Consider the following 21,740-nt stretch of genomic DNA (forward strand, 5'->3'; position numbering starts at 1 on the left):
ACGCCCCTCGTGGCAGTGATGTGTCGTACCCCACACTGGAGGGCGGTGCCTGAGTCATCGGAGCGCGGCCGGTCCGCCCGGGGCGGATCTCCATCCCCCGCGATCCGGCAGCGATCACCTGGAGGTCGCCCCCGTGCAGACCCGGACCGTGACGATCACGAGCGAGCACGTCCCGGCCGTTCCCGCACAGAACCGGGTCACACGTCACCCGGAGACGGCGGGCGCGGCGGAACCCCTCCTGGAGGAACCGGTGGAGCCCCCGGAGCCGCCGGAGCGGCCGGGCCGCCCGGAGGCGGGCGGCCCGTCCTCCGACCTCTTCCGCCAGTACCTGCGGGAGATCGGGCGCATCCCGCTGCTGAGCGCGGCGGAGGAGGTGGAGCTCGCGCGCCGCGTCGAGGCCGGCCTCTTCGCGGAGGAACGGCTCGCCCGCACCCCCGATCCGGACTCGCGGCTCGCCTTCGACCTCGACCGGCTCGTGGTGATGGGGCGGATGGCGAAACGCAGACTCATCGAGGCCAACCTCCGCCTCGTGGTCTCCGTCGCCAAGCGTTACGTCGGCCGCGGGCTGACCATGCTCGACCTCGTCCAGGAGGGCAATCTCGGACTGATCAGGGCGGTCGAGAAGTTCGACTACGCCCGCGGCTACAAGTTCTCCACGTACGCCACCTGGTGGATCCGCCAGGCGATGTCCCGGGCCCTGGCCGACCAGGCCAGGACCATAAGGGTCCCGGTGCACGTCGTCGAGCTGATCAACCGGGTCGTCCGCGTCCAGCGCCGCATGCTCCAGGAACGCGGATACGAGCCCACCGCCGAGGAGATCGCCGCCCAGCTCGACCTGACGCCCGAACGCGTCGGGGAGGTCCTGCGCCTGGCCCAGGAGCCCGTCTCCCTGCACGCTCCCGTCGGCGAGGAGGACGACGTCGCCTTCGGGGACCTCATCGAGGACGGCGACGCGGCCTCGCCCGTCGAGACCGCTGCCTTCCTGCTGCTGCGCGAACACCTGGAGACCGTCCTGTCCACGCTCGGCGAGCGGGAGAGGAAGGTCGTCCAGCTGCGCTACGGACTGGACGACGGGCGGCCCCGCACCCTGGAGGAGATCGGAAGGATCTTCGGCGTGACACGCGAACGTATCCGCCAGATCGAGTCCAAGACCCTCGCCAGGCTGCGGGACCACGCCTTCGCCGACCAGCTGCGCGGCTACCTCGACTGAGTCAGTCGACCTCCGACAGCGCCTGCGCGAACTGCGCCGCGTACAGCCGGGCGTAGGCCCCCTCGGCCGCCAGCAGCTCCTCGTGCGTGCCCTGTTCGACGATCGAGCCGTTCTCCATCACGAGGATCACGTCCGCGTCCCGGATGGTGGAGAGCCGGTGCGCGATCACGAAGCTCGTGCGCCCGTGGGCCAGCCGCGCCATCGCCTTCTGGATCAGCACCTCGGTCCGGGTGTCCACCGAACTGGTGGCCTCGTCGAGGACCAGGATCACCGGGTCGGACAGGAACGCCCGCGCGATGGTGATCAACTGCTTCTCACCCGCGCTGACGCCGGAGCCCTCGTCGTCGATCACCGTGTCGTAGCCGTCGGGCAGGGTACGGACGAAGCGGTCGGCGTGGGCCGCCCGCGCCGCCTCCTCGATCTCCTCGCGCGTCACCTCACGCGAGGCGCCGTAGGCGATGTTCTCCGCGATCGTCCCGCCGAACAGCCAGGTGTCCTGGAGCACCATGCCTATGCCCGAGCGGAGTTCGTCGCGCGACATCGTCGCCGCGTCGACCCCGTCGAGGGTGATCCGGCCGCCCGTGACCTCGTAGAACCGCATCAGCAGGTTGACCAGCGTCGTCTTGCCGGCGCCGGTCGGGCCCACGATCGCGACCGTGTGGCCGGGCTCCACGCTCAGCGACAGGTCCTCGATGAGCGGCTTCTCCGGGTCGTACCGGAAGGACACGTTCTCCAGCGCCACGCTCCCGCGCAGCTCCTTCGGCCGCTGTGCCGGCTCGGGGTCGGGCGCCTGCTCCTCCGCGTCCAGCAGAGCGAAGACCCGCTCGGCCGACGCGATGCCCGACTGCACCAGGTTGGCCATCGAGGCGACCTGCGTGAGAGGCATCGAGAACTGCCGCGAGTACTGGATGAACGCCTGCACGTCACCGATCGACAGCGAACCGGAGGCCACGCGCAGCCCGCCCACGACCGCGACCAGCACGTAGTTCAGGTTGGAGACGAACATCATCAGCGGCTGCATGATCCCGCTGTTGAACTGCGCCTTGAACCCCGCCTCGTAGAGCGCGTCGTTCTGCTCGGCGAAGTCCCTGGCGGACTCGTCCTGCCGCCCGAAGACCTTCACCAGCGTGTGACCGGTGTACATCTCCTCGATGTGGGCGTTGAGCCGGCCCGTCACCTTCCACTGCGCCACGAAGTGCGGTTGCGAGCGCTTGCCGACCCGCGCCGCGACGAACACCGAAAGCGGGATCGTCACCAGCGCCACCAGGGCCAGCAGCGGCGAGACCCAGAACATCATGATCAGGACGCCGACGATGGTGAGCAGGGAGTTGATGAGCTGCCCCATCGTCTGCTGCATCGTCTGGGAGATGTTGTCGATGTCGTTCGTCGCCCGGCTCAGCACCTCACCGCGCTGCTGCCGGTCGAAATAGGACAGCGGCAGCCGCGACAGCTTCGTCTGGAGGTCCTCGCGCAGCTGGAAGACGACCCGGTTGATCACCCGGATCGACAGCCGGCTCGACACCAGCATCAGCAGCCCCGCACCCACGTACACGGCGAGCGCCACGAGCAGGACGTGGCCCACCGCGTCGAAGTCGATGCCGCTGCCGGGCGTGAAGTCCACCCCGGACAGCATGTCGGCGAGTCCGTCGTCTCCCTGCTCCCGCAGGTTGTCGACGGCCTGCTGCTTGGTCGTGCCATCCGGCAGCTGCCTGCCCACGACACCGGCGAAGATCAGGTCCGTCGCCGCCCCGAGGATCTTCGGCCCCAGCACCGAGAGCGCCACGCTCAGCGTCCCGGCGCCCAGCATCAGGTACAGCGAGGACTTCTCCTGGCTGAACCTCCGCAGCAGCCGCTTCCCGGACCCCTTGAAGTCCATGGACCGCTCCGTGGGGCCCCCGGCCATCATCCGTCCGCCCGGCCCGGCCATCAGGCGGCCTCCGCTTCCGTCAGCTGGGAGAGCACGATCTCCCGGTAGGTTTCGTTGCCGTCCATCAGCTCGTGATGGGTGCCGGTCCCGACGACGCGGCCCTCGTCCAGCACCACGATCCGGTCGGCGTCACGGATCGTGGACACCCGCTGCGCCACGATCACCACGGTCGCCCCCGCCGTCTCGTGGGACAGCGCGGCGCGCAGCGCGGCGTCCGTCGCGTAGTCCAGGGCGGAGAACGAATCGTCGAAGAGGTAGATCTCCGGCTTGCACACGAGCGTCCGCGCGATCGCGAGCCGCTGGCGCTGGCCGCCGGAGACATTGGTGCCGCCCTGTGCGATCGGGGCGTCCAGACCGTGTTCCAGCCGCTCCACGAAGTCCTTGGCCTGCGCCACCTCCAGCGCGTGCCACAGCTCCTCGTCGGTGGCGTCCGGATTGCCGTACCGCAGATTGGTCGCGACCGTCCCCGAGAAGAGGTACGGCTTCTGCGGTACGAGGCTCACCGTGCGGGCCAGCAGGACCGGGTCCAGCGTCCGCACGTCCGTGCCGTCGACGAGCACCTCGCCGTCCGTCGCGTCGAACAGCCGGGGCACCAGCCCCAGCAGCGTCGACTTGCCGCTGCCCGTCGACCCGATGACCGCGGTCGTCTCCCCGGGCCGCGCCACGAGATCCACCGCCCGCAGCACCGGCTCCTCGGCGCCCGGGTAGCGGAACTCCGCGCCCCGTAGCTCCAGATGGCCGTGCTTGAGCAGCTTCGTCACCGGAGCGAGGGGCGGCACGACGCTCGAATCGGTCTCCAGGACCTCCTGGATGCGCTCGGCGCAGACCTCGGCGCGCGGGACCATGATGAACATGAAGGTGGCCATCATCACCGACATGACGATCTGCATCAGATACGCCAGGAACGCGGTCAGCGCTCCGATCTCCATCCCGCCGCTGTCGATGCGGTGCGCGCCGAACCAGACGACGGCGACGGACGACACGCTCACCACCGTCATCACGGTCGGGAACATGAGCGCCATCAGACGGCCCGTCGACAGCGCGACGGCCGTCAGCTCGGTGTTGGCGCTGCGGAAGCGCTTCTCCTCGTAGTCGTCACGGATGAAGGCGCGGATGACCCGGTTGCCGGTGATCTGCTCGCGCAGCACCCGGTTCACCGTGTCCAGCCGCTCCTGCATCGTGCGGAACAGCGGACGCATCCGCCGCACGATGAGACCCACCGAGACGCCGAGCACGGGCAGGACGGCCAGCAGCACCGCGGACAGCGGGACGTCCTGGCCGAGCGCCATGATCACACCGCCGACGCACATGATGGGCGCCGACACCATCAGCGTGAACGCCATCAGGACGAGCATCTGGACCTGTTGCACGTCGTTGGTCGTACGGGTGATCAGAGAGGGGGCGCCGAAGCGTCCGACCTCCCGCGCGGAGAACGACTGCACGCGGCCGAAGACGGACGCCCGCACGTCGCGCCCGAGCGCGGAGGCGGTCCGGGCGCCGTAGTGGACGGCCCCGATGTTGCAGACGATCTGGATGACGCTGACGGCGATCATCACGCCGCCGAACTCGACGATGTAGGCCGTGTCCCCCCGCACTACACCCTTGTCGATGATGTCGGCGTTGAGGCTGGGCAGATACAGGCTGGCGCAGGTCTGCAGGAACTGGAGCACCACCAGCAGGACGATGGGCTGTCTGTACGGACCCAGGTAGGTCCGCAGGAGTTTTATGAGCACACGCGTCTCTCGGAGTCGGCGAACGGCAGAGGCCGGTCCATACTCCGGTACGCCGCACCACGGCGGCCAACCCTTTTGCTCAAGCCCGGGTCAAATCCCGGGCCGCCCTCACTCCGTGGTGCCGAATGCGCCGGGGTGGACCTGGTCGCGCGTCGCCCCGTACTGCTGGCGCACCGCACGGCCCACCGCGAGCTCCTCACCCGGCTCCAGCACCTGCGCGGCGGCACCCCGCCAGGCCGGGGGAGTGCGGGGGTCGAGCGACCCCTGCGAGACGCCGAGCGCCCACGCCGCCTGCCGGGCCGCTCCCAGCGCCGCGTACTGGGCGGGCTGCGGGACGACGACCTGGGTGCCGAACACGGCGGGAGCCAGCGCCTGCACCGCGGGCAGTTCGGCCGCCGCACCCAGCAGGAACACCCGCCGCACCTCGACGCCCCTGCCGCGCAGCACGTCCAGTGCGTCGGCCAGCGAGCACAGCATGCCCTCGAAGGCCGCCCGCGCCAGGTGCTCGGGCTTCATCGACTCGCGCCGCAGCCCGCTCAGCGTGCCCGCGGTGTGCGGCAGGCGCGGGGTGCGCTCCCCCTCCAGATACGGCAGCAGGACGAGCCCGGAGGCGCCGGGGGTGGACTTCAGGGCCAGCGCGGACAGCTCGTCCAGACCGTCGATGCCCAGCATCTCGGCCGTGCCCCGCAGCGCCCGCACCGCGTTCGAGGTGTGGACCACGGGCAGGTGCATCCCGGTCGCGTCGGCGAAGGAGGTGATCATCCCCGTCGGATCGGCCAGTGCCTCGTGGTGGACGGCCATCACCGAGCCCGAGGCCCCCAGCGACACGACGGCGTCCCCGACCGCGACCCCCAGCCCGAAGGCGGCGGCCATCGTCTCGCCGGTGCCCGCGGAGATCAGCAGCCCCTCCGGCGTCGTCCCGGCGGAGTCGGCGGGACCCAGCACCTCGGGCAGGGCGGCCTGGTGGCCGAGCGCCAGCTCCACGAGATCGGGCCGGTAGGACCCGGAGCCCGCCGACCAGTAACCCGTGCCGGACGCGGCACCCCGGTCCGTCGTGCGGCGGGCGGGCCTGCCGAGCAGCTGCCACACCAGCCAGTCGTGGGGCTGGAGGACGGCGGCGATCCGCTGCGCGTTCTCCGGCTCGGTCCGCACCAGCCAGCGCAGCTTCGCCACCGGCTGCGCGGCCTGCGGCACGGCCCCGACGGCCTCGGCCCAGGCCTGCCGCCCGCCGAGCCCGTCGATCAGGTCCGCGGCGGATGCCTGCGCGCGCCGGTCGTTGCCGATGAGCGCAGGCCGGACGAGATTGCCCTGGTGGTCCAGCGGCACCAGCCCGTGCTGCTGCGCGGACACCCCGATGGCCTGCACGCCTTCGAGCAGCCCTCCGGAGGCCGCCTCACCGAGTGAGAGCAGCCATGCCTGCGGATCCACCTCGGAGGCCTTGGCCTCGACGGGGTGAGCGGCGTACCCCTGCCGCAGCACCTCACCGGTGTCCGTGTCGCAGACGACGATGTGCGTGAAGGCGGATGAACTGTCCAAGCCGGCGACTATGCCCATGACACAGATTCTGCCGCACCGGCGAACCTTTCCCGTACCGGACCTCTCCCGCACCGGGGGGAGCCCGATGCGGTGTCCGGTACGAGAAGGGCCCTCAGGTGTTGGTCGTGCCCCAGTCGTCACTGCCGTTGTGGCCGCTGCGCTCCCGCAGCGAGCGCACCCGGTCGGAGACGGACACGGGGACCTTGTCCCCGACCTTCTCGCTCACCGAGTGGTACGCCTTGCCGGCGAAATCCCGGCCGCCGTGCGCGGCGGACTCCGCCGCGTTGCGCACGGCCGGATTCTCGGCGAGCCGCTGCGCGGACTTCTTCAGCTGCTCGTAACGCTCGCGCCCGGCTCGCGTGCCGAGCACGTAACCGAGGGCCAGTCCGGCGATGAACGTGAGCCGGTACCGCATGGCTGCCACCCTTCCTTCGCTCCGTGCGACGTGTGCTGCACCGCCTACCCGCAGACACCCGAGATCACCCCGGGGGATACCGATTGGCGGAGCACCCCCCTGCTTGCGCTAATGTATGTGTCGCAGCGAACGCGCGCCGCTCGGCAGCAGCCAGGCAGGTACGATTCGAGGCACCGCAGCAATCCCCTGTAGCTCAATTGGCAGAGCAGCCGGCTGTTAACCGGCAGGTTACTGGTTCGAGTCCAGTCGGGGGAGCGCGATCCCCTGTAGCTCAATTGGCAGAGCATTCGGCTGTTAACCGGAGGGTTACTGGTTCGAGTCCAGTCGGGGGAGCAGACGGAAGAGGGCCCTTCGGGGCCCTTTTTCGTGTGCCCGCGAGAGGGCGTCCATGACTCTTTCGGGGTGATTCCGTGGAGCCCGGAACCGGGCAGCACGCAGCGAGGTCTTCATGGTCACGCGAAGGCGGCCATCCGAAGCAGGAGATCGTATGACCGGCTATGCTGCGGCAGACGGCGCGCACACATGTACGCGCCACGCCGTGACGGGGCGGTAGCTCAGCCGGTTAGAGCAGCGGACTCATAATCCGTCGGCCGTGGGTTCGAGTCCCACCCGCCCCACCTCTGCGTCCCGCAGGAGAACCGTTTCTACCTGTGGATACGTGATGACGGGGGTCGCCACTCCAGGGTGGCGGCCCCCGTTCACGCGTGCGGGCCACGATCCGGTGGGGCGCGTGCCGGGCGGGCCCGGCACCGCGGGGTCCGTCAGGTCCGCCCGATGCCGCGGGGGGCCGCGAAGCCGGCGGCCGTGGAGAGGGGCGAGCCGGGCCGTGTGACGTGTTCGGTGCCGTGGTACCCGGCACGCGGCCCGTGGTGGGAGCCCTGCGGCGTGGTGGAGCCCCGCTGTGCGGGGTGCTGGTTCACGCGCGGGTTGACGCCCTCGGTCAGCCGGTTGACGCCGATCTGGTCCGTGGCCGCGCCGTCCTTCCCTGAACTGATCGAGGTACCGGCGCGGTCGGTGGCCACGACCGGCGAAGCGGGGGCGTCGACGTCGAGCGGCAGGGCGGCGGGTGAGGGCCGGCCGGAACCGCCCCGGAGCCGCGCCTGATGACGAGCGGTCAGCCCGCCGCCGCATCCGCCGGGGCCTGCGGGCGGGCGCGGTGCGGGTACCGGCGCCGAGGGCTTCCCCGCCCCTCGCGGCGGCTGACGGAGGGGCGGCCGGGCCCGGTCGGTACCATCCCCTGTGACCGAAACAGCCGAACAAGGTGTATCCCGCACACGCATACTCGCCGACCTGACGCCCCTGCGTGCCTCGCCCGACTACCGGCGGCTCTGGTTCGGGAACACGGTGACCTGGATCGGTCAGGGCATGACGGCGCTGGCCGTGTCGCTCCAGGTCTACGACATCACCGGGTCCGCCTTCTCCGTCGGGCTGACGGGCTTCTGCTCCCTCGTGCCCCTGGTGCTCCTCGGGCTGTACAGCGGGGCCGTCGCCGACAGGGTCGACCGGCGCAAGCTGGGCCTCTTCAGCGCGGCCGGGTCGTTCCTGCTCTCCGTGGTGCTGGCCGCCGCGACCTTCGCCGGGGTCGAGAGCGTGGCGCTGCTCTACGCCGTCGTCGCGCTCCAGGCCGTGTGCTTCGCGCTCAACTCACCGGCCCGCAGTTCGATGATCGCCCGGCTGCTGCCCGCCGAGCAGCTGCCCGCCGCCAACGCGCTCAACGCCATGACCTCCACCACGGGCGGCCTGGCCGGGCCGATGCTCGGCGGGCTGATCGTCGGCTGGTGGGGCTACGAGGCGGCGTACACCGTGGACGCCGTCACCTTCACCGCCTCGCTGTACGCGATGTGGCGGCTGCCGTCGATACTCCCCGGCCGGGGCGAGGGGGAGAAGGCCGCCAGGAGGGCTTCCGTACGGGACGGACTGCGCTTCCTCGGCTCCAGGCCCACTCTGCGGATGACCTTCTTCAGCGACCTGTGCGCCATGGTCCTCGCACACCCGCGCGCCCTGTTCCCCGTGGTCGCCGTGGTCTGGTTCGGCGGGGACGCCAGGACCACCGGACTGCTGGTCGCCGCCCCGGCGCTGGGCGCACTGCTCGGCAGCGTGTTCTCCGGGTGGCTCGGCCGCGTCCACCGGCACGGGCTCGCGGTGCTGGTCGCCGTGGCCTGCTGGGGCGGCGCCGTCGCGGTGTTCGGCCTCACCCGGCAGCTCTGGCTGGGCCTGGTCATGCTCGCGCTCGCCGGGTGCGCGGACTCCGTCTCGATGGTCTTCCGCAACACCATGCTCCAGGCGGCGGTGCCCGACGAGATGCGCGGCCGGCTCCAGGGGGTGTTCATCGTCGTCGTGGCGGGCGGCCCCCGGCTCGGCGATCTCGTGGCCGGCTCCGTCGCCGACCTCACGTCCCCCGCCGTGGCCGTGACCGGCGGGGGCCTCGCCTGCGTCCTGGCGGTGTGCCTGCTCGCGGTGTGGCGGCGCGGGTTCGCGCGCTACGACGCGCGCGACCCGCAGCCGTAGGCGGCCGTCACGGCTGCTCGGTGAACTCCGGCATCCGACCGCCGGTCGTGCCGGGGTCGATCACCGAGAAGGCCGCACCCTGAGGGTCCCTCAGGTAGGCGAACCGGCCGAAGGGGATGGTCAGAGGGCCGAAACCGAGGGTCCCCCCGAGGGACGTGGCCTTCGCCACCGCCGCGTCGCAGTCCGGGACCGTGAAGTACACGTTCAGGTGCGCCGGGACCTCGGACGGGAAGTCGGTCATCCTCATGCGGCCGAGCACCGGATCCGCGCCCAGGTCGTAGAGCGAGAAGTCGATCGCGTCGTCCTTCAGGTGCTTCACCCCGTAACCGAACACGGCCGGGAAGAAGGCGTCCGCCTTCTCCGGGTCCCGGGTGTAGATCTCGGCCCAGGTGTAGGCGCCGGGCACCGAGTGCGCCTCGAAGCCCTCGTGGCTGCCGGCCTGCCACACCCCGAAGGCCGTCCCACCGGGGTCGCGGGCCAGCACCATCGTGCCGAAGCCGCCGACCCGCGCATGGGTTCGACCAGCACCTCACCGCCGTGCTCGCGGATCTTCGTGGCCGTGGCGGCGGCGTCCGGCGACGCGAGGTACAGGCACCAGGCGGAGGGGGCGTCCTGACCAGGTGGGGGAGGCGAGAGCGCGGCGACCGCCTTGCCGTCCACGTGCGCCTGCGTGTAACCGCCGTACTCGGGCATCGACTCGCCGAACGTCCAGCCCAGGAGCTCGCCGTAGAAACGCTTCGCCCCTTCCGGATCGCCGAACGTCCCGTCGGCCCAGCACGGAGTTCCCTCGGATGGTGCGGCCATGGTCCGGCCCCCTTCCTGTCGCGAAGGCTCTCTGCCACGCTAGCCAAAGGCCGCCGCCCCGGCGCGCCGAACGCCCCTCACCCGGGCCCGGCGTGTCCGACGACCGAGCGCGCCACGCCGAGCTCCACCAGGTCCTGCGGGCGCAGCCGCAGCTGGCCGGCGGTGGCCCGTACCTCGTCGGGGCCGCGCTTGAGGATCGCCGCAGCCAGTTCGGGTGCGATCACCGAGAAGTAACTGTCCGCCGTCACATGCGTATTGTCCGGGGCGGCGAGGGCCAGCGCCCCGCCCGAGCCGCCCTCGCCGATCACCAGGGTGGTCACCGGGACCCGGGCGGCGGCGACCGCCGCGAACACCTCGGCGATGGCCGCCCCCGCCCCCGCCCGCTCGGCCTCCGCGTCGTTGGCCGCTCCGGGGGTGTCGATCAGCGTCAGTACGGGGATGCCGAGCCGGTCGGCGAGCCGGATGACACGGGCCGCCGTGCGATAGCCCGCGGGCCGGGTCGCGGTGCCGCACTGAGCGGCGTACGCCACCGGCCGGCCGTCCCGGATGCCCGCTCCACAGAGCATCCCGGGGTCCGTTCCCCCGCAGCGGTCGCCGTTCAGCGGCAGCCGGTAGGTGAAGTAGGCGTCCAGATAGGCCTCGGCCCGGGGCCGCTCCGGGGAGCGGGCCTGCTCCACGGCGTCCCAGCCGGTGGCGGGCAGCCCCGCGCCGGACAGCGCCTCCGGCACCGGCGCGGGGCCGGCGGGGCCTGAGGCCGTCAGCACCGTCAGCCAGCGGGCCAGGGTCCGGGGCAGCTCCTGCGGGGTGACGACCGCGTCGACCTGCCCCGCCGCCCACTGACCCTCGGCGGTGTACGCGTACGGATCGGCGTCCGCGGGCCGCACACGGGAGCCGGCGAAGCCGATCTGCGCCCCGGGCAGCGCGAGCACCACATCGGCGCCCGCCCCCAGGGTGGCCCAGCCGCCGCCGGTCGTCGGATCCCTTGCCACCGCGATCTGCGGCAGCCCGGCCGCCCTCAGCAGGGCGGACGCGCGCGCCACCCGCTGGAGCTGTATCAGCGCGATCATGCCCTCCTGCATCCGGCTGCCCCCGGTGGCGACGAGCGAGACGAAGGGCAGCCGCCGCTCCCGCGCCAGGGCGTACGCGGCCTCCAGCCGGTCCCCGGTCCGGCCGCCCAGCGAGCCGCCCAGGAAGCCGAACTCGAAGGAGACCAGCACGCACTCCCGGTCCCCGACGACGGCCGTCCCGTACACGACCGACTCGTCCTCACCCGTACGCGCCGCGGCACGCGCCCTCGACTCCGCGTAACCGCTCCAGCCGAGCGGTCCGTCCGCGGGATCCGGACGCGCGGCGGGGCGGTGTTCCGTGAAGCTCCCGGTGACGGCGGCCACGGCCTCCCGCGCCGACATGCGGCCACTCCCGTGCGTCTCAGGCACCGAGCGACCTCTTCATGATCTTGCCCAGCTCGTTGCGGGGCAGTGCGTCGAGATGACGCACCACGCGCGGGCGCTTGTGCGGGGCCAGCAGCTCCGCCACATGGTCCGCCAGCTCCTGCCCGGAGGGCGGTGACGCCGGATCGGCCGGTACGACCCAGGCGACGATCCGCTCGCCGAGGTCCTCGTCCGGCTCGCCCGTGACGGCGGCCTCGAGGACGCCGGGGTGCTCCAGCAGCGCGTTCTCGATCTCTCCCGCGCCGATCTTGTAGCCACCGCTCTTGATCAGGTCGGTGGCCTTGCGCCCGACGATCCGGACGTAACCGTCGGGGTCGATCGTGGCCATGTCGCCGGTGCGGAAGAAGCCGTCCCCGGTGAAGGCGGCGGCCGTGGCGTCCGGCCGGTTCAGATAACCGGTGAAGAGGTTCGGGCCGCGCACCTGGATCTCGCCGATGGCCGCGGTGTCCCGGAGCACGCTGCCGTCCTCCTCGACGAGCCTCAGCTCCACGCCGGACAGCGGTGGCCCGACCGTCCCGGCACGCGGGGCGCCGTCGGCCCGTACGCCCGTGTTCATCAGGGTCTCCGTCATCCCGTACCGCTCGATGACCCGGCAGCCGGTCGCCGCCGCGATCCGCTCGTGGTCGTGGACGGGCAGCGCCGCCGAGCCGGAGACCAGGAGCCGGGCGCCCGCCAGGGCCTTCGTGAGGTTGCCGGAGGTGGCGGGATCGTCCAGGGCGTCCGCCAGCCGGTGGTACATGGTGGGCACGCCGAACAGCATCGTGCCCCCGGAGAGCAGTTCGCGGGCCACCGCCTCGGTCGAGAACCTGCCCAGGTGGCGCACGGAACCGCCCCGGCGCAGCGGGCCGAGGACGCCCAGGATCAGCCCGTGCACATGGAACAGGGGAAGCGCGTGGACGAGGACGTCCCCGGCGGTCCACCCCCACGCGTCCTCCAGCGCGTCCAGTGACGCGGCGACCGCCCGGCGGGGGAGGACCGCACCCTTGGGCGGGCCCGTCGTGCCGGAGGTGTAGACGACCAGGGCGGGAGCCTCGTCCGGCGGCTCGGGGAAGGCGGATTCCGAGGCCCGGCCCGTGGTGGCCGTGGAGACGTCGATCCGCTCCAGGCCGCCGAGCGCGGACGGCAGGGTGTCGTCCGGGCCGGCCAGCACCGCCGAGGGCGCGCTGTCGGCCACGATGTGCGCGAGTTCGCGGCCACCGGTCTTCGGGTTGAGGGGCACGGCGGGCACCCCGGCGCGCAGCGCGGCCACGACCGCGACGACCGTCCCGGGGGTGGACGTCGCCCAGACGGCGACCCGCCCCGCCCCCGCGATCCGGGCCGCGAGCGAGGCGGACGCCTCGTCCAGCTGGGAGTAGGTCAGGACGTGGTCGCCGAACCGGACGGCCTCGGGGGAGTCCGTCCGGCGGGACGCGCCGCTCAGCGCGGGCAGAAGAGAGGTCACCCGGGCACCCTAAGGGCTCTCCCGGCGCCCGGTCAGCCGTCCCGCCGGACGTTCCGCATCCGGCCGTAGGCGTAGACACTGCCCGCCAGCGCCAGGTCGGAGAGCAGCATGAAACCGATCGAGTACGAGCCCTTCGCGCTGTAGATCGCGCCCATCACCAGGGGAGGTACGAAGCCGCCGAGCCCGCCCATCGCGCCGACGATGCCGGTCACGCTGCCCACCTTGGCCTGCGGCGTCACCTGGGACACCAGCGCGAAGACGCTGCCGCTCGCGGTGCCGAGACCGGCCGCCATGCAGAGCAGCGCGATCGTGCCGAGCGGGTCCAGCTCCGGGTCGAAGGCCTGGAGGATGGCCATCAGCGCGGCCAGCAGAAGCGCCCCGGCGGTGACCAGGGCGGGGTGCACACGGTCCGAGAGCCAGCCGCCGATCGGCCGGAAGACGACCGTGACCAGCGCGAATCCCGCCGCCTTGGTGCCCGCCTCGGTCGGGGACATCTCGTACCAGGTCTTCAGATACGTCGGCAGGTACACCCCGAACGCCACGATCCCGCCGAAACCGATCGCGTACAGCGCGGAGAGCTCCCAGGTGACCCGCAGCCGGCCCGCCTGGCCCAGCCGGCGGGCCAGAGATTCCGCCGGGACCTTCCGGTCCGGGTGGTCGGTGATCAGCACCGCCGCGAGCAGCGAGTACACCACGAGCGCACCGGCGACGATCCAGAACGGCAGGTTCTCGCTGTGCTTGGCGATCCGCGGCGTGAAGTAGCCGGACAGGGCGACCCCGCCCATGCCCATCCCGAAGATGCCGAGCGCGAGGCCCCTCTTGGCGGGCGGGAACCACGAGTTGACCAGCGGGATACCGATCGCGAACGTCGTGCCGCCGAGGCCGAGCAGGAAGCCGACCGCGAGCATCGCCCCGTAGGAGTCCCTCGCCGGGATCAGCAGCAGCACCGGGAGGATCGTGAGCGCGGAGACGGCGGGAAACATCAGCTTCGCGCCGAACCTGTCGGTCAGCGCGCCCGCCGGGATACGGCCGAGGGACCCCACGAGCACGGGCACCGCCACCAGGAGGGACTGCTGGAAGGAGCTCAGGCCCAGCTGTTCCTTGAAGTCCCCCGACAGCGGGGAGATCAGGTTCCACGCCCAGAAGGTGAGCGTGAATCCGATCGTGGCCATGATCAGATTCCGGTAGGCGGCGAACGCGTTCCGGTCCTGGGCGGGTCCCTGCTCGACGGTTGCTTCCACACCGCAAGTCAAGGGCGGACGGCCGTACGGGGCACGGCGGACTGCGCCATCCGGGTAGGCCCCCCTTCGGCAGACGCCCCATGGGCCGGGGCCCTCTCCTGGCCCCCGGCGCCCGCCGCTCGCCCGCCGTTCACGGCCCCGGGCTGCGACAATCGCAGGTATGGACCGGCTGGACAGAGAAATCCTCGGCATCCTCCAGGAGGACGCCCGGATCTCGTACCGCGACCTGGGCGTGCGTGTGGGACTCAGCGCCAACGCCGCGGGCGACCGCGTGCGCCGCATGCGCCGTGACGGGGTGATCCGTGGCTTCACGGTGATCGTCGATCCGGCCGCCGACACCCGCTCGGGTCTCGTCGTCTTCATCGACGTGTCCCTGCGCCTGGACACGACGAACGAGCAGTTCGAACGCGCGGTGCTCACCCTCCCCGGCGTCACCGAGGTGGTGCACGTGACCGGCAGCCACGACTACCTCGTACGGGCCACCGCCGCCGACCCCGCCTCGCTGGACGCGCTGCTGCGCCGGCTGAAGAAGGACGCGGGCGTCGCGCACTCCACCACCCGGATCGCGCTCAGAGCGGCGCCTGCCAGATGACCGTCGGCGACCGGCTGCCGTCCTCGGCGCGCCCGTCGTCCGCGACCACCAGCCGCACCGCCGCACGCCCGTCGGGCAGCCGGGCGGTCGCGTCCACCTCCACCTCGACCACCGACACGCCGGTCCGGCGGGGCACGGCGGCCAGCGCCCCGCGCAGCGCGTCGAGCAGCCGGCCGCCCACCGGCTCCGTGACCAGGGCGTCCACCGCCCCGGCGAAGTGCACCGACGGCGGGAAGCCGAGCGCCGCCGTCGCGCTCCCCGTCTCCCGCAGCACCCTGCCGCGGAAGGTCGTGGGGGCCTCGGCCGGCGGCTGCTGGAGCGCGAAGATGGCCGTCCTGACCTCCTGGATCGTGGAGTCCAGCTCGTCGACCGCCTTCGCCAGCAGTTCGGCTGTCCCGGAGTCCCCCGCGAGGTCCTTGCGGCGGGTCGATTCCAGCATCATCTCCGTGGCGAACAGCCGCTGGACCACCAGGTCGTGCAGGTCGCGGGCGATGCGGTCGCGGTCCTCGTAGACGGCGAGCTGTTCGCGGTAGTGCTGCGCGTCGGCCATCACCAGCGCCATCGCGGCCTGGGAGGCGAACTGCGAGGCCAGTCGCCGGTCCAACTCCGTGTACGGCTCGCCGCCGCGCCGCCTGGGCAGCGCGAGCGTGCCGATGAGCCGCCCTCCGCTCTGGAGGGGCAGCATCATGCTGGGACCGAAGCGGGAACGCACCGGCGTCGTCATCCGCGGATCCGTCGCGGAGTCGTCGATGAAGACCTCCTCTCCGCCCAGCAGCTGCACGAGGACGGGGGAGCCCGGTTCGATGGCGGTGCCGACGAGGCCCGCCGGATCGTCCAGGGTGGAGGCGGCGACGATCTCCATCCCGCCGTCGGCGGTCGGCTGGAGGATCACTCCGGCCGCCGCGCCTGCCAGCACCCGCGCCCGCTCGGCGACGGTCATCAGGGCGTCGGTCGTGCCCGCCCCGGTCAGCAGTGCCCGGGTGACGGCGGCGGCCCCTTCGATCCAGTGCTCCCGCTGCCGCGCCGCCTCGTACAGATGCGCGCCGCCGATCGCGGCGGCGGCCTGGGAGGCGAGCAGCCGCAGCAGCGCCAGATCCGTGTCGTCGAACCGGCCGGGCTCCGGCGCCGTCAGGGAGAGACTGCCCAGCACCTCGGTGTGCATCCGCACGGGCGCCCCGACGAAGGAACGCGCCAGGAGCCGCCCGGAGGGCTGCGTCCCGGGGTGCGGGCGGGCCGTCAGATCGTCGACGCGCACCGCCTGCGCGTCGTCCACCAGGGCGCCCAGCGATCCCGTACGCCCGTTCAGGAGCTCGGCGGCGTCACGGTGTTCGTCCTCGCTCATGCCGGACGTGAACAGGTCGGTGACGCGGCGGTCCTCGCTGTCCAGGAGGGCCAGGGCGCCGTGGTGCGCCCCGGCCAGCGCCCTCGCGGTGTCCACGATGTGCTGGAGGGTGGTCCGCAGGTCGAGGCCCGGCCCGGACACCTGTGAGCCGCGCCTCTCAGCCGGCGAGCGGGGCGAGGACCAGCGGCTGGACCGTGCCGTCCAGCATCGCGCCGAGCCCCAGCACCGCGCACACGTCCGGGCGCTCGGCGATGTGCACGGGCACGTCCGTCGCGTCGCGCAGCATCTGGTCGAGTCCGGGCAGCAGGGCGCTGCCGCCGACCATCATGATCCCGGAGTCCGCGATGTCGGCCACCAGGTCGGGCGGGCAGTCGCGCAGCACCTTGCCGAGCCCGTCGAGCACCGCCGTGAGCGGAGCGTGGATCGCCTGGCGTACGGCGGCGGTGTCGACCTGCACCGAACGGGCGAGACCGGTGGCCACGTCCCGGCCGTGGATCTCCGTCATCGCGGGGCCGTTGAGCGTCAGGCCGTTGCCCCGCAGCGCCAGTTGGAGAGGGCGCACCGACTGGCTGGGCAGCATCAGCTCGTGGTGCTGGCGCAGATGCTGGATCACCGCGTGGTCGATGGCCTCGCCGCCGACCGGGATGCGTACAGCGGTCACGATCGACCCGAGCGAGAGCACCGCGATCTGGGTGGTGGCGGCCCCGCACACCATGATCATGGAGGCGGTCGGCTGCTCGACCGGCAGCCCGCAGCCGACGGCCGCGGCGATCAGCGTGTCGACCAGCTCCACGCGCCGGGCGCCGAGCCCCACCAGGGTCTCCACCGCCGCCCGCTGCGCCAGCGGATCGGCCTCGTGCGGGACGCAGGCGGCGGCCCGGAGCCGGGGCTTGCGGCGCAGCTGGCGCCGGAGCTTCTCGCCGAGCAGATGGCGCAGCATGCGCTGGGCCATGTCGATGTCGACGACGGTTCCGCCGGAGACCGGGCGGGCCACCCGGATGTACCCCGGTGTCCGGCCGGTCATCTGCTCGGCGAGCGCGCCGACGGCGATGAGCGAGCCGGTACGCGTGTTCACGGCGGCGACGCTGGGCTCGTCCACGACGAGTCCCACTCCCTTGATGTACACACGGGTCCTCGCGGCCCCGAGATCGACGGCGACATGGCAACGGCGCAACTGATCGAGACTGACGGTCACGGCAGGGTCTCCCGAGAGCGCTGGCGGCGGGCACCGGCGGCAGCCGGCTCTCCTGGCATCGTCGCGCCGGGCCGGGAGCGGCGCGCGCTGGGTGAGCCGTAGGGGGGACCCGCAGCTGACGGCGCGACAGATCTCAGCCCCGGCCGGGCAGCAGCCGCTGGAACAGCCCCCAGGTGAACTCCGCGACGTGCGGCTCCCCGCTCCCCGGGTCGGTGAAGGCCAGCGCCCAGCGGGTCGGCGCGCTGCCCTCCATGGGCCGTACCGGCTCGAAGGCCCTGGCCGCCTCGTCCACGGTGCAGGACCAGGGCAGGAGGTCCGCGGCGGTCCGCAGCCCGGGGCCCGCTTCGCCCGGGGCGCGGACCAGCCATTCGTTCCACACGGCGCCGCCGGGGCCCGCCATCACCTCGAACCGCAGGTCCGGCCAGAGCGGCAGCCGCCAGAACAGCGCGTCGCACTCCAGGTCCCCGACCGTGCGGCGTACGGACGCCTCGGGCTCGCCGAGCACCGAGCGGTAACGGCGCAGCGCTCCCCGGCCGCGCGGGGCGCGCAGCATGGCCTGCCAGCGCCGGTTCGCCTCGCGCATCTCGGCGAGGGAGGCCCCCAAGGCGTGGCGGGCGTCCTCGACGAGGTCCGGCTGGTGGTCGGCCATCCGGCGCAGCAGGACGAGCTGGAACTGCGGCGGACCGAACGGGGCGGGAGAGGTCATGGGACCCATCCTGCCGTTTGTCGCACCTATCGGACGGCCTGCCGTGGAGTCCCGGATTCCACACAGGATCCTCACCTGCGCGGCTTCCTGTGGTGTTCCGCGCATGTCTACTCTTCGGGCGCCATGGATTACTGCCACCCGTGCCAACGGCACCTCAACGGGGCGCTGGCCTGCGCCGGTTGCGGAACCCCCGCCGACGCGCTGAGCCCCTATGCCGTCCTCGACCTCTCCGGAGGTGAGCCGGAGCGCGCGGCCGAGATCCTGGAGCCGTCAGGGCCCACGGCGGGCCGGCGCCGCGCAGCCGCCCGGCGTGGCCGCCGCGCGCACCGGCGCCGGGGCCGCGCGCTGCTGCTGACCGGCGCGGGGGTCGTGCTGGCGCTGGGCGCCCTGAGCCTGGCCGAGCTGGCGATGGAGCCCGAGGGTGACAGCGGCGCCGCGGACTACGTGAGCGGGGCGACGTCCTCCGCGACCGAAGCCGCGCCGTCCGCCTCCACGGGCGCGCGGCCCGAGGGGCCGGGGCCCGTGGAGGCGCCCACCGTCGTCCCGGTGACCGATTCCCACTCGGCCGCGGCCACGGACGGCCCCGCCCGGACCACCGCCCCCGGGGAGACCTCGCGGGCTCCCGCTCCCGGGGACGTCACGTCCTCCGCCCCGGCTCCTCAGGACCCGGGCGCCACCGGGAGCGCCCCGCCCGGGCCCTCGGCCTCCGGCTCCGGCGAGCCGACGGCGGAGCCGACGCGTCCGGAGCCGTCGGAGACGCCCGAGCCCACCCCGTCGCCCTCCGAGACCTGCGAGAAGTGGCTCTGGTTCTGCGTGTGAGGGGCCCCGGCCGGCCGAGCGCGGCCTGAGCCGTCCGGGCGGCGTTCCAGACCTCCCGGCCGTCGTCGCGGGGGAGCTCCCGGGCCTCACGAGCCGTCGTCCCGGACGCGGCCCTCAGTGCCTCAGCGGCCGTCGTCCTCGCCGAGCATCCTGCGCAGCAGGTCGCGCAGCACCGTCCGCTCCGCCTCCGACAGCTCGGCGAGCGGCTCCCGGGCGAAGTCCAGGGCGTCCCGCAGCTGCCGGGCGGTCCGGATGCCCTCCTCGGTCGGTGCGGCCAGCTTCACCCGCCGGTCGGCCGGGTCCAGGCGGCGTTCCACCAGGCCGCGGAGCTCCAGCCGGTCGACTATCCCGGTGATGTTGGACGGTTCGCACTTCAGCTTCTTGGCGACCTTCCGCATGGGCATCGGCTCCAGGGACAGGAGACCCAGGACGCGGGCCTGTGCGCCGGTCAGCGCGTGCGTGGCGGCGGCCCGGTCGTACTCCTCGTGGTAGCGCGCCACGACGCCGCCGATGAGCTGGATGACGTCGAGGGTGAGCGGGTCGGTGCGCGAGGTGGCCATGACACCCAGGATAGCGAATTACTTGACAAGGTGAAATATCTGCGCGCATGGTTGTTTCATGTCCTGAAGCTTTTCCGCTTCCCGCCCGTACGACATCGAGGAGAACCCGAGCCCATGTCTGCAGCACTTCCCACGACCAGCCGCGAATGGCACCTCGTCGCCCGCCCGCACGGCTGGCCCGAGGCCACGGACTTCGCGCTGCGTGAGGCGCCGGTGACCGCCCCCGGTGAGGGCCGCGTCCTCGTCCGCAACCTCCACTTCTCGGTCGACCCCTACATGCGGGGCCGGATGAACGACGTGAAGTCGTACACCCCCCCCTTCAAGCTCGACCACCCCATGGACGGCGGAGCGGTCGGCGAGGTCGTCGCGTCGAACGCCGAGGGCTTCGCGGTCGGCGACCACGTCCTGCACGGCCTGGGCTGGCGCGAGTACGCCGACGTCCCCGCCAAGCACGCGGTCAAGGTCGACGCCTCCCTGGCTCCCCTGTCCGCCTACCTCGGTGTGCTCGGCATGCCGGGGCTCACCGCTTACGCCGGCCTGTTCGAGGTCGCCTCCTTCAAGGAGGGCGACGCCGTCTTCGTGTCCGGCGCGGCCGGCGCGGTCGGCAGCCAGGTCGGACAGCTGGCGAAGATCAAGGGCGCCTCCCGGGTCATCGGCTCCGCGGGCTCCGACGAGAAGGTCAAGCTCCTGGTCGAGGAGTACGGCTTCGACGCGGCCTTCAACTACAAGAACGGGCCCGTCAAGCAGCAGCTCGCCGAGGCCGCTCCCGACGGCATCGACGTCTACTTCGACAACGTCGGCGGTGAGCACCTGGAGGCGGCGATCTCCTCGCTCAACGTCCATGGCCGCGCCACCATCTGCGGCATGATCGCCCAGTACAACGCGACCGAGCCGTCCCCGGCCCCCCGTAACCTCGCCCTCGTCATCGGCAAGCGCCTGCGCCTCCAGGGCATGCTGGTCGGCGACCACTCCGCGCTCCAGCCGAAGTTCGTCGAGGACGTGGCGGGCTGGATCGCCTCCGGCCGGCTCAAGTACAACGAGACCGCGGTCCACGGCATCGAGAACGGCTTCGAGGCCTTCCTCGGTCTGCTGCGCGGCGAGAACACCGGCAAGATGATCGTCTCGCTGGACGCCTGACCGGTACGGACGCGGCGGCGGCCCCGTGACCACGGGCCCGCCGCCGGTGTCCTCGCCGCGCTCCGCCCGTCACCGCCCGTCGCGGTCCGAGGCCGGCCACACGTACGGCAGGTCCGCCGGTACCTCGGGGAACAGCGGGCGGTAGTACGCCGGGTCCTTCTGCACGAGGGCGGAGCGGTGGCTCCGGTGGAACGCCTCGTCGCCCAGCCACGGCGGCAGCTCCCCCGCCGCCGCCAGCTCCTCGCTCGGCCGGACGGTGGTTCGCCGCAGCGCCCCCGCGAGGTCCCTGCGCAGCGTCGCCGCGCAGGTGTCCGCCCTGCCCCCGGCGGTCCACGCGGCGCACATGTCCAGGCCGTAGCGGACGAGCGCTTCCTCGTAGCCGGTCCACATGCGGACCGCGGGGTGGTGCCGCCATCCGTAGCCGGGGACGACGAGTCCCCGCAGGACCTGGATCGCCTCGACCCGCTGCTTGCCCAGTCGTCGCGGGTCCAGCGTCAGGGCACTTCGGGTGAAATCGGCGTACGGCAGGAAAGTCTGCATGTTTCATGCATACCGCGTCCGCCCGCCGTGACCCCGGCGCTCACCCGCTAGGCTCGGCGCAGGCCGTCGCGGTCGTGGGCGCGAGTCGCGGCGCATCAGCAGGAGGAACCACCGCATGACCATCCAGCACATAGACGTGGCCTACACCGCCGTCGCCACCGCGGAGAACGGCCGTGACGGCCGCGTCGCCACGGACGACGGCCGGCTCGACGTCGTCGTCAACCCGCCGAAGGAGATGGGCGGCAGCGGCGCCGGCACCAACCCCGAGCAGCTCTTCGCGGCGGGCTACAGCGCCTGCTTCCAGGGAGCCCTCGGTGTGGTGGCCCGTCAGGAGAAGGCCGACATCAGCGGTTCGCTCGTGACCGCGTCGGTGTCCATCGGCAAGACCGAGGCCGGCGGCTTCGGACTGGAGGTGGCGATCAGCGCCTCCATTCCGAACGTCGACAGGGCGACCGCCCAGGCGCTCGTCGAGAAGGCGCACCAGGTGTGCCCGTACTCGAGCGCCACCCGCGGCAACATCAAGGTCGAGGTCTCGGCCGGCTGAGCCGCAGCTCCTCACGCACGCCCGAGGGCCGCATCCCGT

Annotated in this window: 19 protein-coding genes, 3 tRNA genes and 1 pseudogene; 9 read left to right on the forward strand and 14 right to left on the reverse strand. The window is 72.5% G+C overall.

Annotated elements, in window-relative coordinates:
- Positions 1-133: 133 nt before the first annotated feature.
- On the forward strand, positions 134-1,210 hold the full coding sequence (locus ACFY8O_RS09190) for an RNA polymerase sigma factor (protein WP_387900244.1): 1,077 nt from the start codon (positions 134-136) through the stop codon (positions 1,208-1,210).
- Position 1,211: 1 nt separating this feature from the next.
- Here the strand turns inward: ACFY8O_RS09190 and ACFY8O_RS09195 are convergent, their stop codons facing one another.
- From ACFY8O_RS09195 to ACFY8O_RS09210, 4 genes are all read right to left on the reverse strand, one after another.
- A complete protein-coding gene (locus ACFY8O_RS09195; protein WP_387900246.1) occupies positions 1,212-3,137 on the reverse strand; it encodes an ABC transporter ATP-binding protein in 1,926 nt (641 codons plus the stop codon).
- Positions 3,137-4,870, reverse strand: a complete 1,734-nt coding sequence (locus ACFY8O_RS09200) for an ABC transporter ATP-binding protein (RefSeq protein WP_387900249.1) — start codon at positions 4,868-4,870, stop codon at positions 3,137-3,139. Before ACFY8O_RS09200 ends, ACFY8O_RS09195 begins: the two co-directional genes overlap by 1 nt.
- Positions 4,871-4,978: 108 nt before the next feature.
- Positions 4,979-6,424, reverse strand: coding sequence for an FGGY family carbohydrate kinase (locus ACFY8O_RS09205; RefSeq protein WP_145801662.1), 1,446 nt, complete (start codon positions 6,422-6,424; stop codon positions 4,979-4,981).
- A 94-nt stretch (positions 6,425-6,518) separates the two neighbouring features.
- The gene (locus ACFY8O_RS09210; protein ID WP_145802741.1) at positions 6,519-6,821 is read right to left on the reverse strand and encodes a YtxH domain-containing protein; all 303 of its coding nucleotides are present in this window, start codon (positions 6,819-6,821) and stop codon (positions 6,519-6,521) included.
- Positions 6,822-7,003: 182 nt separating this feature from the next.
- On the opposite strand from ACFY8O_RS09210, the gene ACFY8O_RS09215 reads away from it, so the two are divergent.
- From ACFY8O_RS09215 to ACFY8O_RS09225, 3 genes are all read left to right on the forward strand, one after another.
- Positions 7,004-7,076 (forward strand) — tRNA-Asn (locus ACFY8O_RS09215).
- 5 nt (positions 7,077-7,081) lie between these two features.
- Positions 7,082-7,154: transfer RNA gene (locus ACFY8O_RS09220), tRNA-Asn, on the forward strand.
- A 210-nt stretch (positions 7,155-7,364) separates the two neighbouring features.
- Positions 7,365-7,438 (forward strand) — tRNA-Ile (locus ACFY8O_RS09225).
- A gap of 144 nt (positions 7,439-7,582) precedes the next feature.
- On the opposite strand, the gene ACFY8O_RS09230 is transcribed toward ACFY8O_RS09225, so the two are convergent.
- Positions 7,583-7,843, reverse strand: a complete 261-nt coding sequence (locus tag ACFY8O_RS09230; RefSeq protein ID WP_387900251.1) for a hypothetical protein — start codon at positions 7,841-7,843, stop codon at positions 7,583-7,585.
- A 217-nt stretch (positions 7,844-8,060) separates the two neighbouring features.
- Here ACFY8O_RS09230 and ACFY8O_RS09235 point away from each other — a divergent pair, with 217 nt between their 5' ends.
- Entirely contained in the window at positions 8,061-9,329 is a 1,269-nt protein-coding gene (locus ACFY8O_RS09235) for an MFS transporter (protein ID WP_387900253.1), read from the forward strand.
- A gap of 7 nt (positions 9,330-9,336) precedes the next feature.
- Here the strand turns inward: ACFY8O_RS09235 and ACFY8O_RS09240 are convergent.
- The 4 genes and pseudogenes from ACFY8O_RS09240 to ACFY8O_RS09255 all read right to left on the reverse strand — a co-directional run bounded on the left by ACFY8O_RS09240 (position 9,337) and on the right by ACFY8O_RS09255 (position 14,197).
- Positions 9,337-10,133: pseudogene (locus ACFY8O_RS09240) on the reverse strand (VOC family protein).
- Positions 10,134-10,210: 77 nt separating this feature from the next.
- The gene (locus ACFY8O_RS09245; RefSeq protein ID WP_387900255.1) at positions 10,211-11,542 is read right to left on the reverse strand and encodes a carboxyl transferase domain-containing protein; all 1,332 of its coding nucleotides are present in this window, start codon (positions 11,540-11,542) and stop codon (positions 10,211-10,213) included.
- A gap of 19 nt (positions 11,543-11,561) precedes the next feature.
- Positions 11,562-13,025 carry an acyl-CoA synthetase gene (locus ACFY8O_RS09250; RefSeq protein WP_387900257.1) on the reverse strand — a complete coding sequence of 488 codons (1,464 nt, stop codon included), beginning with the start codon at positions 13,023-13,025 and terminating at the stop codon, positions 11,562-11,564.
- Between the two features lie 32 nt (positions 13,026-13,057).
- Positions 13,058-14,197 carry a nitrate/nitrite transporter gene (locus tag ACFY8O_RS09255; RefSeq protein WP_387901068.1) on the reverse strand — a complete coding sequence of 380 codons (1,140 nt, stop codon included), beginning with the start codon at positions 14,195-14,197 and terminating at the stop codon, positions 13,058-13,060.
- A 229-nt stretch (positions 14,198-14,426) separates the two neighbouring features.
- Between ACFY8O_RS09255 and ACFY8O_RS09260 the strand changes: the two genes are divergently transcribed.
- Positions 14,427-14,858: an Lrp/AsnC family transcriptional regulator gene (locus ACFY8O_RS09260; protein ID WP_145801675.1), complete on the forward strand. Its 432-nt coding sequence runs from the start codon at positions 14,427-14,429 to the stop codon at positions 14,856-14,858.
- Here ACFY8O_RS09260 and ACFY8O_RS09265 read toward each other — a convergent pair.
- The 3 genes from ACFY8O_RS09265 to ACFY8O_RS09275 form a co-directional block, all read right to left on the reverse strand.
- Complete coding sequence (locus ACFY8O_RS09265; protein WP_387900259.1) at positions 14,836-16,341, reverse strand: sensor histidine kinase; 1,506 nt, start codon at positions 16,339-16,341, stop codon at positions 14,836-14,838. The two genes, ACFY8O_RS09260 and ACFY8O_RS09265, sit on opposite strands and share 23 nt — an antisense overlap.
- A 16-nt stretch (positions 16,342-16,357) precedes the next feature.
- A complete protein-coding gene (locus ACFY8O_RS09270; RefSeq protein WP_145801678.1) occupies positions 16,358-17,395 on the reverse strand; it encodes a rod shape-determining protein in 1,038 nt (345 codons plus the stop codon).
- Between the two features lie 133 nt (positions 17,396-17,528).
- Positions 17,529-18,101 (reverse strand): hypothetical protein, encoded by a 573-nt coding sequence (locus ACFY8O_RS09275; RefSeq protein ID WP_387900261.1) that lies wholly within the window; start codon positions 18,099-18,101, stop codon positions 17,529-17,531.
- A 123-nt stretch (positions 18,102-18,224) separates the two neighbouring features.
- Between ACFY8O_RS09275 and ACFY8O_RS09280 the strand changes: the two genes are divergently transcribed.
- Positions 18,225-18,920: an SCO2400 family protein gene (locus ACFY8O_RS09280; protein WP_387900263.1), complete on the forward strand. Its 696-nt coding sequence runs from the start codon at positions 18,225-18,227 to the stop codon at positions 18,918-18,920.
- Between the two features lie 122 nt (positions 18,921-19,042).
- Here the strand turns inward: ACFY8O_RS09280 and ACFY8O_RS09285 are convergent, their stop codons facing one another.
- On the reverse strand, positions 19,043-19,480 hold the full coding sequence (locus ACFY8O_RS09285) for a MarR family winged helix-turn-helix transcriptional regulator (RefSeq protein WP_387900265.1): 438 nt from the start codon (positions 19,478-19,480) through the stop codon (positions 19,043-19,045).
- 114 nt (positions 19,481-19,594) lie between these two features.
- Between ACFY8O_RS09285 and ACFY8O_RS09290 the strand changes: the two genes are divergently transcribed.
- Positions 19,595-20,617, forward strand: coding sequence for an NADP-dependent oxidoreductase (locus ACFY8O_RS09290; protein ID WP_145801681.1), 1,023 nt, complete (start codon positions 19,595-19,597; stop codon positions 20,615-20,617).
- Positions 20,618-20,686: 69 nt separating this feature from the next.
- Here the strand turns inward: ACFY8O_RS09290 and ACFY8O_RS09295 are convergent, their stop codons facing one another.
- Entirely contained in the window at positions 20,687-21,157 is a 471-nt protein-coding gene (locus ACFY8O_RS09295) for an MSMEG_6728 family protein (protein WP_145801682.1), read from the reverse strand.
- A 115-nt stretch (positions 21,158-21,272) separates the two neighbouring features.
- On the opposite strand from ACFY8O_RS09295, the gene ACFY8O_RS09300 reads away from it, so the two are divergent.
- Complete coding sequence (locus ACFY8O_RS09300; RefSeq protein WP_145801683.1) at positions 21,273-21,701, forward strand: organic hydroperoxide resistance protein; 429 nt, start codon at positions 21,273-21,275, stop codon at positions 21,699-21,701.
- Positions 21,702-21,740 lie beyond the last annotated feature (39 nt).

It is taken from the genome of Streptomyces argenteolus, assembly GCF_042902585.1.
Lineage (GTDB): Bacteria > Actinomycetota > Actinomycetes > Streptomycetales > Streptomycetaceae > Streptomyces > Streptomyces argenteolus.